13 protein-coding genes and 2 pseudogenes are annotated in these 14,439 nt (G+C 58.4%); 4 read left to right on the top strand and 11 right to left on the bottom strand.

Annotation, left to right across the window (positions count from 1 at the left end; translation table 11 throughout):
• Positions 1-31: 31 nt before the first annotated feature.
• The 4 genes and pseudogenes from C2U40_RS21410 to C2U40_RS21395 form a co-directional block, all read right to left on the bottom strand.
• Positions 32-544, bottom strand: coding sequence for a lipocalin family protein (locus C2U40_RS21410; RefSeq protein WP_103828824.1), 513 nt, complete (start codon positions 542-544; stop codon positions 32-34).
• 17 nt (positions 545-561) lie between these two features.
• Positions 562-981: pseudogene (locus tag C2U40_RS21405) on the bottom strand (helix-turn-helix domain-containing protein); the annotation flags it as partial.
• 98 nt (positions 982-1,079) lie between these two features.
• Positions 1,080-1,508: a tail fiber assembly protein gene (locus C2U40_RS21400; RefSeq protein WP_103829339.1), complete on the bottom strand. Its 429-nt coding sequence runs from the start codon at positions 1,506-1,508 to the stop codon at positions 1,080-1,082.
• A 17-nt stretch (positions 1,509-1,525) separates the two neighbouring features.
• The gene (locus tag C2U40_RS21395; protein ID WP_104467498.1) at positions 1,526-3,706 is read right to left on the bottom strand and encodes a phage tail-collar fiber domain-containing protein; all 2,181 of its coding nucleotides are present in this window, start codon (positions 3,704-3,706) and stop codon (positions 1,526-1,528) included.
• Positions 3,707-3,859: 153 nt separating this feature from the next.
• On the opposite strand from C2U40_RS21395, the pseudogene C2U40_RS21390 reads away from it, so the two are divergent.
• A pseudogene (locus C2U40_RS21390) lies at positions 3,860-5,058 on the top strand (IS3 family transposase); the annotation flags it as partial.
• Here C2U40_RS21390 and C2U40_RS21385 read toward each other — a convergent pair.
• On the bottom strand, positions 5,053-5,586 hold the full coding sequence (locus C2U40_RS21385) for a phage tail protein I (protein ID WP_103827734.1): 534 nt from the start codon (positions 5,584-5,586) through the stop codon (positions 5,053-5,055). The pseudogene C2U40_RS21390 and the gene C2U40_RS21385 overlap by 6 nt on opposite strands.
• Before the next feature lie 124 nt (positions 5,587-5,710).
• On the opposite strand from C2U40_RS21385, the gene C2U40_RS21380 reads away from it, so the two are divergent.
• The 3 genes from C2U40_RS21380 to C2U40_RS26275 all read left to right on the top strand — a co-directional run bounded on the left by C2U40_RS21380 (position 5,711) and on the right by C2U40_RS26275 (position 9,120).
• The gene (locus C2U40_RS21380) at positions 5,711-6,133 is read left to right on the top strand and encodes a hypothetical protein (protein ID WP_103827735.1); all 423 of its coding nucleotides are present in this window, start codon (positions 5,711-5,713) and stop codon (positions 6,131-6,133) included.
• Positions 6,134-6,220: 87 nt separating this feature from the next.
• The gene (locus C2U40_RS21375) at positions 6,221-8,536 is read left to right on the top strand and encodes a phage tail tape measure protein (RefSeq protein WP_103827736.1); all 2,316 of its coding nucleotides are present in this window, start codon (positions 6,221-6,223) and stop codon (positions 8,534-8,536) included.
• Positions 8,537-8,604: 68 nt separating this feature from the next.
• Entirely contained in the window at positions 8,605-9,120 is a 516-nt protein-coding gene (locus tag C2U40_RS26275; RefSeq protein WP_146054370.1) for a hypothetical protein, read from the top strand.
• A 28-nt stretch (positions 9,121-9,148) separates the two neighbouring features.
• Here C2U40_RS26275 and C2U40_RS21370 read toward each other — a convergent pair whose 3' ends face one another.
• The 6 genes from C2U40_RS21370 to C2U40_RS21350 are packed head-to-tail and all read right to left on the bottom strand — an operon-like array spanning position 9,149 to position 14,434.
• Positions 9,149-10,432 (bottom strand): phage head morphogenesis protein, encoded by a 1,284-nt coding sequence (locus C2U40_RS21370; RefSeq protein WP_103827737.1) that lies wholly within the window; start codon positions 10,430-10,432, stop codon positions 9,149-9,151.
• Entirely contained in the window at positions 10,423-11,520 is a 1,098-nt protein-coding gene (locus tag C2U40_RS21365) for a phage portal protein family protein (protein ID WP_158656458.1), read from the bottom strand. Before C2U40_RS21365 ends, C2U40_RS21370 begins: the two co-directional genes overlap by 10 nt.
• Entirely contained in the window at positions 11,468-11,944 is a 477-nt protein-coding gene (locus C2U40_RS26270) for a hypothetical protein (RefSeq protein WP_158109101.1), read from the bottom strand. Before C2U40_RS26270 ends, C2U40_RS21365 begins: the two co-directional genes overlap by 53 nt.
• A gap of 9 nt (positions 11,945-11,953) precedes the next feature.
• Complete coding sequence (locus C2U40_RS21360; protein WP_103827739.1) at positions 11,954-12,946, bottom strand: major capsid protein; 993 nt, start codon at positions 12,944-12,946, stop codon at positions 11,954-11,956.
• A gap of 54 nt (positions 12,947-13,000) precedes the next feature.
• Positions 13,001-13,396, bottom strand: a complete 396-nt coding sequence (locus tag C2U40_RS21355; protein WP_103827740.1) for a hypothetical protein — start codon at positions 13,394-13,396, stop codon at positions 13,001-13,003.
• 42 nt (positions 13,397-13,438) lie between these two features.
• On the bottom strand, positions 13,439-14,434 hold the full coding sequence (locus tag C2U40_RS21350; protein WP_146054371.1) for a hypothetical protein: 996 nt from the start codon (positions 14,432-14,434) through the stop codon (positions 13,439-13,441).
• Between the last annotated feature and the right edge of the window lie 5 nt (positions 14,435-14,439).

The following is a 14,439-nucleotide window of genomic DNA, read 5'->3' as shown; positions in this document are numbered from 1 at the left end:
CGCGGGCTGCCCTTTTTATTTCACGACAGGCTCAATGGGTCTGCTTGACCCAGATCAGCTGATCGGTGGCAAAGCCCAGCGATGCCGCCTTGGCGACCAGCACATCCACGTTGGCCTTGGGTGGATTGGGTGAGCGGGCGAGGATCCAGAGGTAGTCGTGGTTGTAGCTGGTCACCAGCGAGAGCTGGTAGTCGGGGTCCAGCTCGATGACGTTGTAGCCGCCGTAGAAGGGGCCGAAGAAGCTCACCTTGAGCCGTGCCTCGTCCGGTTTGTCGATGAAGTAGGCCTTGCCCTCGGCTTCGCGCCAGCTGCCGTCACCCTGCTTGCCGCGGTTGAGTACCTTGACCCCGCCGTCGTCGCGCAGGCTGTAGGTGGCGCTCACCTGCTCCAGTCCGCGCTCGAAACTGTGGTCGAGGCGGGCGATCTCGTACCAGGTGCCGAGGTAGCGGTCGAGTTGGAAGCCGGTAACGGGGCGGATGCCGTCAGCGATGCCGGTACAGGCCGTCAGCAGGCAGGCGGTGAGCAGGTAAAGCAGTGCACGCATGAACAATTCCTCTCTGGTTATCCCTCTATGATGCGCAGCTGGCCTTCCCTAAAGCGGGAGGCCTGATCCGTCGGCGTGCTGCCGAAGAAGCGCTTGTACTCCCGGCTGAACTGGGAGTTGCTCTCGTAGCCGACCCTGGTCGCCGCGGTCCCCGCCTTGATACCGTCGTGCAGCATCATCATCCGCGCCTTGTGGAGGCGAAACGACTTGATGTACTGCAGCGGCGAGGTGGCGGTGACCGCCTTGAAGTGGTGGTGGAAGGCGGAGACGCTCATGTTCACCTCCCGCGCCAGCTCCTCCATGGTCAGGTTGTCGGCGTAACGCGACTCTATCATACGCAGCACCCGGGCAATCTGGCCCACATGGTTGTGGCGATTGGCGAGCGCCTGCAGCGCGGGGCCGCCCCCCTCGTGCAGGGCGTAAAACAGCATCTCCCGCTGACGGCGCGCGGCTGTTTTGAACCTATCGAGAATTTGATTTGAACCCGCCAAAATACCGAATCTAACCGTGCCTAATCGTGCTGTAACGAGACAGACTAAGCTGATGGAACATCAGGCCAAGTCACCTTGGTTGGCCATCCGTCGCTTTGTGGCAAACGATAGAGAGTGACCCGGTAGTGCTGCCAGGCGGTCAGCTGAACACGTTCCTCATCGCTGAGAATGCCAAGCTTCTCGGCATCTTCCAGCGGGGCCATGGCAGTGGCGGCCTGCTTAAGAAGGGTATTGAGGCGAGCCTGCTGCTCGGCCTCCGTCGGCGGCGGCAACGGGATCACCTCTATGTCGCCAAACTCGCCGAACGCTGCCCGGCTGTAGAGTTCTCGGCCGTGCTCCATCGGGTCATCCTTGCGGGCGGTGAACTGGACTGGCTCAGGTAGGTGGGAAAACCTCACATCCAAGGTAATGCTATCGGGATCCGCCGCATAATGGCGAGGATGCACGGCGCTGAGTACTTCAATACGTTCCATCAGGTTCTCCTATCTTCTCAGGCGACCCGAACCCACAGGGTCGCTCGGTCATCATAGCGGTCATCATCGTTCGCATTCATGATGTCGCCCATACATTGCCAAGTACCCGGCAGGCTGTAACCGGCGTAACCATACTCATAACAGGAGCAAGGTCGTAGATTAGCGCCTGACACTCGCTGGCCGTGGCTAGTTTTTCCGGCGGTATGGATCAGCGCGGCAAACACGTAAGCGCCAATAGCTTGGTATGTGCCGGCCACCACATCAGCGTTACCGCTGGCGGCCTGCTTAACGGCAAAGCTGTCCATGGCCCAATCAACCACATTCTTGCCGCTAAGGCGTGGGCTGAACAGGTCACCATTGGGGGCGATCCGCCATCCGCCCGGTGACTCCAGCTGGCCGCCGTTGCGCAGGGTCCACACTTGGGTGTAGCTACCGCCATCAATAGCCGCGAAGGTGTGACCACAATCAGATGCATTACCAAGCGTCTGGTAGCCATAGAACATCTCGATGTCATAGGCCCCGGCCATGTTGAACGACTGACCCAGCACACCAAACAGCGCGCCGGAATGCGTGGCAATTCCGGGGGCGTTATACGAGAGATGTCCCTTGGCGGGCCATGTCCGGTTATTGTTCAGCTCCGCCTTAAACTTGGTCAGCGACTTGACGCCGAACGCCCCAATCTCAGCGTAACCCTGAGCCTCACCGCCAGCTCCATTACTCTGGCAGAAACGGACGTTTGCGGTGCCCATGGGTTTATACATCATCACCGCATGTTTGCCGGGCTCGTGCAGCTCAAGAGACGGGTTCGTGCTGCTCCGCACTTGGTGGTATTTACTCTCACTGCCGCCATCCACCACCAAGCTATTCATCTTGACGACGCCGTCAGAGCTCACCCCGAAATCTTGCCCTACCCAAGTCCCATCCTGATAGCGGTGGAGGCCCCACATCCCATTCGCAGGATCCATGCCAGCACCCCAAGTGCGGCCCCGGAAATCTTCATATGGGCTGAATTTCAGGCCGCCATTTGCCCCCACTCGCACAGAATCAGCAGCTAGGCGCTTGAGGGCGGTGATCTCATGGCGGCCGAAGCTGATCACCTTGGATGGGGCGTTCTCGGCGCTCACCTTGGCGCTGATATACGGATCGACATCCTCGGGCGCTTCCATACCGAGCCAAGTGCCGCCATTACTGCCTGCGCGTGAACGCGCTATCAGCCAAACTCGGCCGTAGATGGCGCCTTGCGCATCGACGCCACCGCCTAGGGGGCCGCCTGTTTTAGGATATGCCCCAAGCTCATCGGGGGTGGGCTTGTTCAGTGTGTTGTAGTCCCTGGCCCAAGGGGTGAACGCTCCGGTGTCGAACTGGGCTCGGGTATAGACCCGGCTGGTGTTGTAGACGTGATAACGATGCTGCACCCCGGCCCCAGCTGTCACAATGAGGGAACCGGATTTCGCCTCTGGGTAGTTGAGAGCCAACGTCGCATTGCCATCATTGTCCTGGCGGTATGCTCCCGGCTTGGTAATCGTATTCAGGTCCTCCTTGACCAGCGAGAACGGGTTGGTCAACGTGCCTGGGTGGGTGTGGTTTGAAGGCGACTTACTATCAAGCGCTTGCTGCAATCCGTCCACATTGTCGATGGTATGAGAGTGGCTGTCGTCTTTCACCGTTACTTCAAGCGTCGCGCCGTCCTTACCGAGCGTAACCGAGCCGGTTGCATCCCCAGACAGAGTGAGCTTGTGGGTGTGATTGTGGAACTCTTCCTGAGTGACGGTGCCTTCGGGGTTAACCTGGACCTCAATCGCCTCAATGTTCATGACTGGCACCATCATGCCAATAATGAATTGGGCGGCCATGTTCGGGTTTTCGGGGATTTGAGAAGGGCTATACGCCGCATACACGATCAGGTTGCCGCTGGCATCCAGCAGACCAAATTCGCGCAGCCATTTACCACGATGGTCGGCTTGGGGGATGTAGTTGATACTCCCGCCCAAAATGGCATCCTCGGCCACCCCGTTATCCAGCAGTTGACGGTGGAACTCCCGCACCAGCTTGGTCACGGATGGCTTAACCTCCACGGGGTTGCCGCCACCATCGCCCAGGGCCATCTTGGTGATCACGACGGTCTTGCCTGCCTGGTACGCCTCTTCGATAAGTTGAGCACCAACATCCGTCAGCACCCCCGCTAAATTAGTTGTCATACATCCTCACCCAAGACCATCATTTTCATGCAAACATTCACTACAACAGGCAGATACATGCCTAGATTGGCCCCTTGAAGATCCAGACACTTCGCCCCTCTTAACTTAAGAGGTAGTCTTGGAGCTATGTTCAGTACTAGTCACAACGAGAAGATGGTCGAAGTGTTAACAGGGGCCGAGCGCCGTCGACGCCGGACTCCACAAGAAAAGATCGCCATCGTGCAGCAGACCTTTGAGCCCGGGATGACCGTCTCTCATGTTGCTCGCTTGCACGACGTCAACGCAAACCAGCTTTTCAAATGGCGTAAGCAATTCCAAGAAGGGTCTCTCACGGCGATCACCGCCGGTGAGGATGTTGTTCCTGCTTCCGAGTTGGCTGCTGCCATCAAGCAGATCCGAGAGCTACAACGTCTGCTCGGGAAGAAGACCATGGAGAACGAGATCCTCAAAGAAGCCGTGGAGTATGGTCGAGCAAAAAAATGGATTGCGCATGCGCCCTTGTTGCCGGGGGACGACGATTAAGTGCTGTGAGCCAGGCTCTTAATGTATCGCGTGCGCAGCTATCCGTTCGTGTTCATCGAAAACCGGGTTGGCAAGATGGTCGTCATCATCGCCAGCGTGATGATGCAGCCTTACTTGGCCGTATCATGGAGGCGATGGCAGAGCTTCCCTCCTATGGCTATCGCCGGGTCTGGGCGCTGTTACGGCGTCAGTCTGAGGCAACAGAACAACCTGTGGTAAACGCTAAGCGGGTATATCGCGTCATGCGCGAGCATGGCTTGCTGCTGGAAAGAAAACCAGCTGCACCATTGGCCCAGCAGGCACATAAGGGGCGTGTTGCCGTCAAGGAGAGCAATCGACGGTGGTGCTCAGATGGCTTCGAGTTTCGCTGTGATAACGGTGAAAAACTACGTGTCACGTTCGCCATGGATTGCTGCGATAGGGAAGCGTTGGACTGGGCGGCCAGTACTGGGGGTTACGACAGTGACACTGTGCAAGATGTCATGCTGAGGTCTGTCGAACGTCGCTTTGGGGATTCGTTGCCGGCATCACCGGTGGAGTGGCTGACTGATAATGGCTCGGCGTATCGAGCCCATGAGACCCGCGCGTTTGCACGAGAAATCGGGTTGGAGCCCAGAACTACTGCGGTGAGAAGCCCACAGAGTAACGGTATAGCGGAGAGCTTCGTGAAGACGATGAAGCGAGACTATATCGAGATGATGCCAAAACCGGATAGCCGAACAGCGGTAGGCAATTTGGCTATCGCGTTTGAGCATTATAACGAACACCACCCGCACAGCGCCTTGGGATACCGTTCACCCCGGGAATTTCTGCGCAGTCGGGTATCACAATCCTAAGCGGGAAAAAGTGTCTGGACCTATGGGGTCAAATCCAATGCCTGCTTTCATCGCTATCTTCGGGCGCAAGGTCCAGTGCTGTGAGCCGCGTTTGTTACTCTCAACCAACGCATACACCTGGTTATAAAACGTGGCATCAATGGCTCGTCCGGTATCGGTGGCCACATCGACAACAAACGTGCCGCGTGGCCCCTCTGGCGTTTGCTGGTGCCACTCCTTGACATCCCCCTGGTAACCCGTCAGGGCCAATGCTCTTTTTACTGCCCAGGGGGTGCCTTTGTAGCGAAACAGCAACAGTGCCTCTTTCACCACGGCCCGTTTCTGGGACTCCGGCCAGGCGTCATCCCATACGTCCACTCGCCACTGCCAGGCGAGCCAGGGCAAAAAGCTGGGATGACAGTTGTCGATATCACGAACATGCAACCCCGGCAGCGCTTGGCGCAGGGTGCCCAGTTCGTCGGCGGTCAGCTGGCTCAGGCTGCGCAGTTCCAGCGACTGGCGCAAAACAGACGGGATCAACATCCGCAATCACCTCCAAAACAACATGGGGATATTGTGGCTATCCGTTCGCGGGCGCAATGCCCAAGGGCATGGGCCATCGATGCAGTGCATTACCATCCAGTCAACAACTACGCCTGGAGGCACCATGAAACAACCACTGACTCAAACCACCATTGCCACCATGATTGAAAAGCACGGCATCTGCCCGTTGCCCTACGACATCAACTACCAGGGCAAAAAGCTCAACGCCGCCCGTCGCCTGCGTGTACCCAAGGTGCGTGATCGCATCGAGGCAGTCCGCTTTGCCAAAGACAGCTTCGGGTTTGAGGCATCCGATGCCGTTCTTGCCGGGGTCGCGGCCAGCGTCCTGGTGTTCGGCACCCTGGTGGAGACCACCACAGAAGAGGGGGAACAGGTCACGCTGGAAGGTGAACTGCCCGTGCCGGTGGATGTGCTCATCGACCAGCTCGAATATGGCGAGTTCATCCACTTGAGTGTCCTGATGGGAAAGCCTCGCCCCTCCTCCGAATCACCGAGCGACACCTCAAAAACGCAATCCGAGTCCTGACGGACGGGCGGCAAGGTCGCGCCACCTATCGCGAAGTCCTCGACATGACTTGGCCTGAACTCATCTTTCTCCTTGAGGTAATGCTTGATGAACGGAAATAACTTTGCCCTTGCGCTTACGGTCGGCATTGAAGACCTGTTCACCCAACACAAGAAGCGGATCGAGAAAGAGGCTAAGAAACTCGAACAGGATTTTAAGGGGCTTCAAAAGACCGCAGGGGACGTGACCGAGTTCCGCCGTATGCAGGAGGGGCTAGAGCAGCTGGGGCGTGAGTCAGGCACCACCAGCCGGGAATTTCAACAACAGGAGCAGCAGCTTCAACAATACGCCTCGGCCCTGCGACGGGCCGAGATCAACATCAGCAACCTGACCCAAGAACAGCGGCGGCTCAATACCCAACTCAAAGAGACAGAGCAGTCAGCAAAAAGCGTCAGAGCCCTGAGTGATGGCATGGGGGGGCTCATCGGTGGTGCCGTTGCAGGCGTTGCTGCTGGCGGCATGTTTACCAGTGGGATGAGTACCATTCAACTGGAAAAGCAGGCCGCACTGCAAACAGGTAAAGCAACAGGTTATTACGCATCGAGTATCGAGCGTGATTGGCGCTCGTCCACCATGCGCGATACCGGGGCAACAGCCGAGCAAGTGATGGAAGCCCGCGTTAAAGCTAACCAGACAGGCGTGGATGAGGTGTCTGCCCGCCGCATGGCCGAACGCTCCGTGATGCTCAATCGCGCCATGCCTGCCGCAGATATACAGGAAATCATGCGGGCCATGCTGACTATGAACAAGGGGTTTGGCACCGACAGCGATACCAACGCCGATCTGATTTACCGGATTGCCAGTGGGGCCGGTGATCGAGCCAATGACCTGCTTGACACCTTTAACGAATACTCGCTGTTGATGAAAGATGCGGGTCTCTCTGCCGAGCAGTTCAGCGCCATGTTGATGGCAGGGGCCAAGAGTGGCGCTTTCAACTACGACAAACTGGCTGATGGGGTGAAAGAGTCCATCAAGGCCCGTCTGACTGACAGCGGTGAGGTGGAGTCTCTGATGGGGAGTGGCACCAAGAAAGGTGAGATAGACACCCTTGTCAAAGACAAATCGATGCGTGAGGCGCTGAAAAGCGCCATCGGTGAGTTTCGTCAAACCAATGAAACCGGCGGTGACTTAGCCGCTCCCTGGATGAAGGTCATGACGCTGGTCAGCAGCCTCTATCAAAAGGATCCTGCTGCTGCGAAGAACATCATGGAACGAGTGGGTGGGACCCAGTTCTCGGAGGATTTGGGGGCATCATCCGTCAAGACCATGGTGGAAGCGCTGGCAGACCCCATCAAGGTGTTGGGGGATTACCAGGGCAAACTGGCCGATGGCGTTAAAGATAGCTTCAGCGCCATGGAGCGGCTATCAACCAGTTGGGAAGGGGCGACAAATCGATTTAGCCAAGCCGTTGGTGACTTTGCGCAGGCGCAAAGTCCCATCATCGAATTGTTGGCCGGTGGGTTGGACAAAGGCGGTCAGCTCATTGCTGATAATCCAGGGACGGCACTGGGCGTGACAGCGGGTGCATTGGTGCTAAAGCAGCAGGCAATCAGAGCCACGTACAACTCATTGAAAGACCGCTGGTTCAAAGGTGGTGGTGCAGGACAAGAGGCGGCGGAAGCGCTGGCCAAAGGAGCGCCAGAGATGGGTGCCCCCAAATCTGCCCCCAAAGGTGTGCCGAGTTGGATGGATCATCGCCTATCGGGAGCCCCAGCAGCGACACCACCAGCCACCAGCGGGGGTTGGCTGCAATCACTCAAGGAAGGTGCTGGCAAGACCTTGGGTGGTAAAGGGGGCAAAATGCTGGGTTGGTTGCCCGCGTTGCTATTTGGTGGGGCGCAAATCTACGATGCGGCCCAGAACGGTGACAACGACAAACTGATCACCACCACTGCTGGAGTCGGCGGCTCATTAGCAGGTGGTGCGGCTGGGGCCTATGGTGGTGCAGCACTGGGGACAGCCCTTTTGCCTGGGATCGGGACTGCTGTCGGTGGGGTGGCCGGGGGGATCCTTGGTTCAATTCTTGGTGAAGAAGGTGTAAAGGCCATCACCGAGGGAGTGATGGGGTGGTTTAGTGACGACAAGAACGGCCCCAAAAACGATGCGAACAAGGAGATGGAGCGCCTCTTGCCGCCCATGGCCAAGAGTACGACCACCAGCACCCCGGCCACGCCGCCCCCGGTGCAGATTGCTCTGAGTCACCAGCTGGCCATCTCGGTGACCCCCGACTTTACCAATGCCGCCGATATTGAGGCTGCCATCATCCAGGCGCTGCGCAACAGCACCCCGGAACTGGTGCAGGAGTTGAAAGACTCGCTGGAACGAGTGATGCAGAGCATGGATTACGCCCAACCATCATCGTGACGGATTTTTGAGTAGCTTAATGACGTGTTACCATTGGCGAAATTTTAAATATTCACATGGAGGGTTATATGCGTTACCTGATTGCTGGCTTGCTGATAAGTAGCATCTCTTTGCCTTCGTTCGCTGTAGACGGCTACAAGTCTATAAAATTTGGAATGACTGTCGAGCAGGTTAAAAACACCAAACTATGCAATTTCGAGCGCGAGACGGCACTTAATCCAGTAATCAGCATGGTTGCATGCAGTAACCTTTCGTTTTCTGGACACGTTACAACTGCTCGCAGTTTTTTCATTAGCGGCAAATTGGCTAGGTTTTCTATAGACCTAGCCAATGAAGAACAAGGTGGCGAAGTTGTCAGAGGTCTTTCTAGAAAATATGGGGCAGATGGCGGGACTAAATGGATTCCCATATCAGGAAATGAAAAGGCTCTGGATGCCTATTTTGATAAAGGCACGATAATTCAAAGAACAGTATTAGATACGAAATCTGGTGAGCCAACATCAGGAAGTCTCATATACACGATTGCCAACTATGACGATTTGATCAAATTGGAATCATCGAAAGTTGACAGTAATGACCTATAAAGAAAGCCCCGACTATCGGGGCTTTCTTTTATTCTCTCGTCAACGCTTGGGAGGCCGCCTGTAACGCGACTCGCTGCGCATCGGTGATCCGGCTCACCGCAAACACGTTCCCGCTGTCATAGGCCAGCGCTCGGCCCCAGAGCCACCCTTCCATCACCGCTTCAAAAAACCACACCTCCGCTTGCCAGTCATCGCCCACTTGCCCCAAGCCGAACGCCACCTCGTTACTCTGGGAGAGCGTCGTGGCCACGGCCTGTTCGGCCTTGCCAAGGTCTGCCGCCGTCAGCACTGAGGCGGATACCTTCTGGGCACTCAAGGTCCCCAGCCGCTCCACCAGCAGGGCCAGGCTTTGCGCCTTCGAGTACGCGGTGATGGCGGGCACCAGGTCAAAGGCTTGCGCCTGGTTCATCAGGCTGCCTGGCAGGCGGCGCAGGGTCTGGGTCGGCGAGCTGGTGAATTGATGCTCGGCGGCCATGGTCGGGGTGGATGATACCCGCTCATCCGTGACCTGGGCTGACCGGCGCTTCACCTGCTCAGGCAGACGCTGGTATTGGCTTTGCCCCAGGGGGCTGACCGTGGCTCGGCACTTGTGATGGTTGGGTGGCCAGTATTTGCGCCAGAACGGATCGCCCTTTGGCTTCACGGTCCGGTCCAGGTGGCGACACAGCTTGGTGGTGCCGCTGTCCATCACCGAGAGGTAAATCAGGTACTCCACCAGATCGTTGCTCTCAACCTGAGACCAGCGCCCGGCACTATAGGCAGCCATCATGTTGTTGCGATAGTGCAGCTCCAGATACCAGGGATTGACCGGATTCACCCCGGCTTGCTCCAGGTACTGGCCGACCTGCTGCATGGTCTCGCTGGCCGACTGCCCCTGGGCAAGGGCGGCGGCATAGCGGGCCTGCACATCGGCCACCGCCTGCTCCGAACTGACGCTGGCCACGGTAAAGGCCCGCAGGCGCATCTGGGCATCGAGATCCCGATACGCCTTGCTGGTCAGTGGCACCTGACTCTCCAGATAGGCCAGCGCCTCTTTGAACGGCACCTGGGCGGGAGCCTCTGCCAGCTCCACCGCCTCGTTGATAAGCTGCTGCACATGCCAATGGCCATAGAGCCAGGCAAAACGCATCGCATCGGCGTAGGCCATGGCATAGCGCTGCTGGCTCTTGTCGGTCACTACCTCCGGCTTGGTCAGGCGAGTGGTGATCTCTTCACTGAGCGCGGTGGCCGTCACCGTCAGCAGTTGCTGCTCAATCTTCTCCAGGCGAGTGAGCGCCTGTTGCTCCTTGCGTTCCTGCTGGCTTAAAGACATAGCAAGGGCCCCGCACCTGGGTTGGAGAGGGTCATTCCTGCCCCGTTCCCGCCGCTTTGTTGCGCCTTCAACCGCTCTTCAAAGGCCTTTTCATCAAACACCAGGCGCACTTGGCCATCCTTGCCGTTAAGCGCGAAGATCCAGCGCAGCAGGGTGGCATTGAGGCAGCCAAACACCATCTTGAGATCCCCGATGGCGATCCGTAGCGCGGCCCGTTCGTGCACCTCCCCAAGGGAGCGGGAGCCATATTGCTGAGTGTTCGAGGTCAGGGTCTGGCCGGTGATCCGCTTGCTCATCTTGGTGTCATAGTGACGGATGACCTCCAGCAGCTCCTGGGCCTTGCCGCTGGCCGTCAGCTGGATCACCTGCTCAACGTTGGACAAGGCCACCCCTTCGCCGGATTCAATCCCGGCCAGGGCGGCGCTGACCGTATCCAGCTCGGCAACGTTGTTGGCCTTGGCCAAGGCAATGACAGAGGGCACCGAATATTTCTGTCCCAGGCGCTCCAGCTGCGCGACGTGGGTCCACTTGACCTGCCAGATTGGCCAGACACTCTCAAGGATAGAGACGCCATAGGGGCGCTCCTTGGTGGCCTTGCGGCGCACTGGGATCACTTTCCCTTCCGCCACCAGGGCAAAGCCGCTGCCACCCCGAGGGGCGTAATAGACCTGGCCCCGATCATCAATACGAAATAGCCGGGAGTGGCGGCGCTCGATGCGCACCGGACGCCAGGGGCCGGTGCTCTGGTCCCACTCCACCTCCAGCGGGTTGAAACCCCACTCGGCAGCGCATAGGGCATCTTCCAGCAGGGTCTCCATATCAAGGCGCTCCAGGAGCTGCTCGGCAAAGGCCACATCGTCAGGCAATCCTTCCAGATACCAGGGCAGGGTCATGGCGGCGGCGTGGCGCAGTTCGACATCAGAATCCACCTCCTCATCAAGGAGCATGGCATCAATGGCACCCCAATAGGGGTCGAAGGCGTGGGAGGACTGCGCCCCCATGGACAGGGGGGCAGGATAGTAATCGGTGAACAGGTTACCGGAAGCGGTTAAAGGGGTAACCAGGGATGATGTAACTCGCTTTTGCATCTTTGGTACTCCTGGCACTGGTGATGCTGGCGCTCGCGCTATCACCCGAGCCGTTGAGGCCGAGCAGGGCATTGATAAGCGCCTGCGCATCCTCCTTGTTTTTGAAGAAATTTGCGTCGAACTCAGACTGACGGCCCAGCTCGTAGATAGCTCGCTGCACCATCGCCTCGGACAACACCGCTTGCTCATCCGTGGAATAAGGCCGTGCCAGTGCATCGGCCTTGGAGAGAGTGATGAAGGCCCAGCGGGCCGCAGACTGGCAGGCGGTCAGGGCCGCCTTCTGGCTATCATTACCGGCTGGGCGGGGTTGAATACCGCCGCTGTAGTTGCCGTTCTCCCCGGTCAGGGAGCGATAAATCTGATCGTCCAGCGCATCCCGAATAAGAACCGGGGTCACCAGTGCTTGCAGCTGTGCCAGTTGCATGGGGGCTCCTTATTTGGCCGGAGCCAGCACCGAGGACCAGCAGATGGCCTGCACCACCGGGGCGGGCAGCGGTTTGGAACGACCGACCACCTCCATCCCGGACGGGTTCTTCTTCACTTCCTGAGAGGGATAGAAGGGCATCGGCAGCAAGCCGTTTTCCATATCATCCAGCGCCAGGTAGTAGAGGCTGTGCCCCGCGTTCTTGTCCACCATGCACAGCTTGTGCTCATCGACCGTGCGGGTCATGGTGCGCCCTTTGCCGCGATAGACGCTGCTTTCCAGCTGTACCGAATAGCCGCCGACCGAGACTTCGTTCTCCGATACGATCTTGACCTGGACGATGTTGGACTTGGATTCATCGGCTAAGGCCACCAGCTTGCTAAATGCCTTGCGGCCCGCCAACGACACCGTGCTGTCACCGTAACCCTTGGCCTGAAGTTGGGAGTGCATCTCGGTCAGGGTGTCGTACACATGCACGATCTTGGCACTGGCTGCATCCCACAGGACATCCGGGGTGTAGATCTGGGTTTGACCAAACTCCACTTCGTATTCATCAAAGCCCTGGTCAGTCTTCATCGGGTAGCTGATCTCCCCGGTCAGCCCCTGGGCACACAGGGCCTCGGTCGAGCGCTGAATAGCATCCAGCATCTGGTTGATGCGCCCTTCAATAAAGGCCTGCACCGACTGGTTGCTGACCATCTTGAGGTTATTGATTTCGGCGGCGGTGAAAAAGTCCGAGACTTCGAAACCCTGCACATCAATGGAGGTCAGGGTGCCGCGCCCCTGGTCCAGGGCAAACGCCTGGCTACCACGGCGCACCACCGGCACGTTGGTGAGGGTACGTTGCAGGTCGGCCAGGGTAATGGCGGCAAACGGATGTTGCTTGCCCTCTTCGCCATAGACCAGTTTGCGGATGCGCTGGGGCACCGATTGGCGCTTTGCCATCTGCCCGGCAATGGCTTGCGGGGTCATAAAGCTGCGGATGAGGTCGATAATTTCCATGATGCTGTTCCTGTCAAAAAGAGGTAATGAAGCGTTGAGTGAGCAAGCCGGGGGTTAACCCCCCCAGCTGTCCTCGGGATACAGGCCTGCGGCCATCAGGGTCAGCGCTTGCGCCTGGGTAAGCCCCTGGCCGCCGACGGTGACGGCATCGGCGCGGTAGCAGCCATGCAGCAACGCCAGCACACTGCCATCCCCGGCCTGCGGGGTGTTGAGCGCAATGCCCATCATCGGCAGCGCCACGGTGGCAGGGGCCGCGTCTACGCCAGGGGTGACCGGCACACTGGCTTCACCGTCCCACAGGTCGGCCCCATCGGTGGTGACATGCAGCGGTACGCCCGCTTCAATGCCCGCCCATCCGGCCTTCAGGGCGATGGAGTGAATGATCGGCGGGTGTCCTGCCGCCACGATGCTGCTCAGGCGCAGCTCGGCCTTACGAGAAAACTGGGTCATGATGATGTCCTTAATCGATAACTACGTGGTCTTAGCCGTGCCTTAGAACTTGGAGACGCGAACCACATCATTGAGGTTCAGTTGCTGCTTGTTGCCTTTGTCATCGGCGAACTCCAGCGGCTGTCCCAGCGGCGATGGCTTGCTCGGGGCTACGGTGCGGGCATTGATGGTGGCCTTGACCGTGGCAAACAGGCCGTCTTCAGCGTTGTTGCACAGCTCAACCGGCTCGGCCTTTTGCAGCATGGTCAAAAGCGGCTTGAACTCGGCTTCACCCCAGCCTTTGGCGTTGGCCAGCTCGGTGGCCTGGGCAATGCGATCCGACTTCACGGTCTCCTGCATGGTCTTGAGCTGGTCACGCGCTTGCGTGTCCACCAGCGGCTTGTCCTTGCCCTGCTCACCCGGCTTTTTGTCCTTGTTCGGGTCATCGGTCTGGTCATCTTTATTGCCATCGTCCTTGCCGCCCTTCTCCAGCTTCTCCAGGCGTTCGGTGAGGGGCTTCATCTGTTCGGCCAGCACATCTTTCATGGCGGCGGCCAGCTCTTCTTTGGTCATCTCAATGTCCTCTGTTTGACTATCTGAAAAGGTCAGCACTCCCGAGAGCACGACCATCTGTTCCATGCCATCGCTGGAAAGCTCCACCAGCTCCCGCGTTTCGGTTTCTGCTGCCGGGGGCAATTGCCCCAGGGCGGCGACGTGGTGCAGGTAATAGCCCTTGCCATCCACGGTCGGATAAATCCCGGCACTGAACCCTTCGAACTTGCCCTCGTCTTCGAGCTTTTCGAGTTCGGGGGTGTAATGCAGCTCCACCACCAGTTCGGTTTTCCCTGGCACCCGGCGGCTGGGCTCGGTGCGGGGGTTGTCTACCCGCCCGAGTGCCGCCACCTTGTCCGCCCCCTGGGCAGGGTGCCCCAGGGTGATCGGGGGACGGCCATCACCGGACCAGCGCTTCACGATGTCCCCCAGCATGGCCTTGGTGACGGTCTTGCCGTTTTTCTGCACCCCGTCACCGACCAGGCTCAACGTTCTCACTCGGGCCATGGGGT

Source organism: Aeromonas sp. ASNIH4, from assembly GCF_002934425.1.
Lineage (GTDB): Bacteria > Pseudomonadota > Gammaproteobacteria > Enterobacterales > Aeromonadaceae > Aeromonas > Aeromonas hydrophila.
The sequence above is the reverse complement of the archived record's forward strand: the minus strand, read 5'-3'. Positions and strand labels throughout refer to the sequence as shown.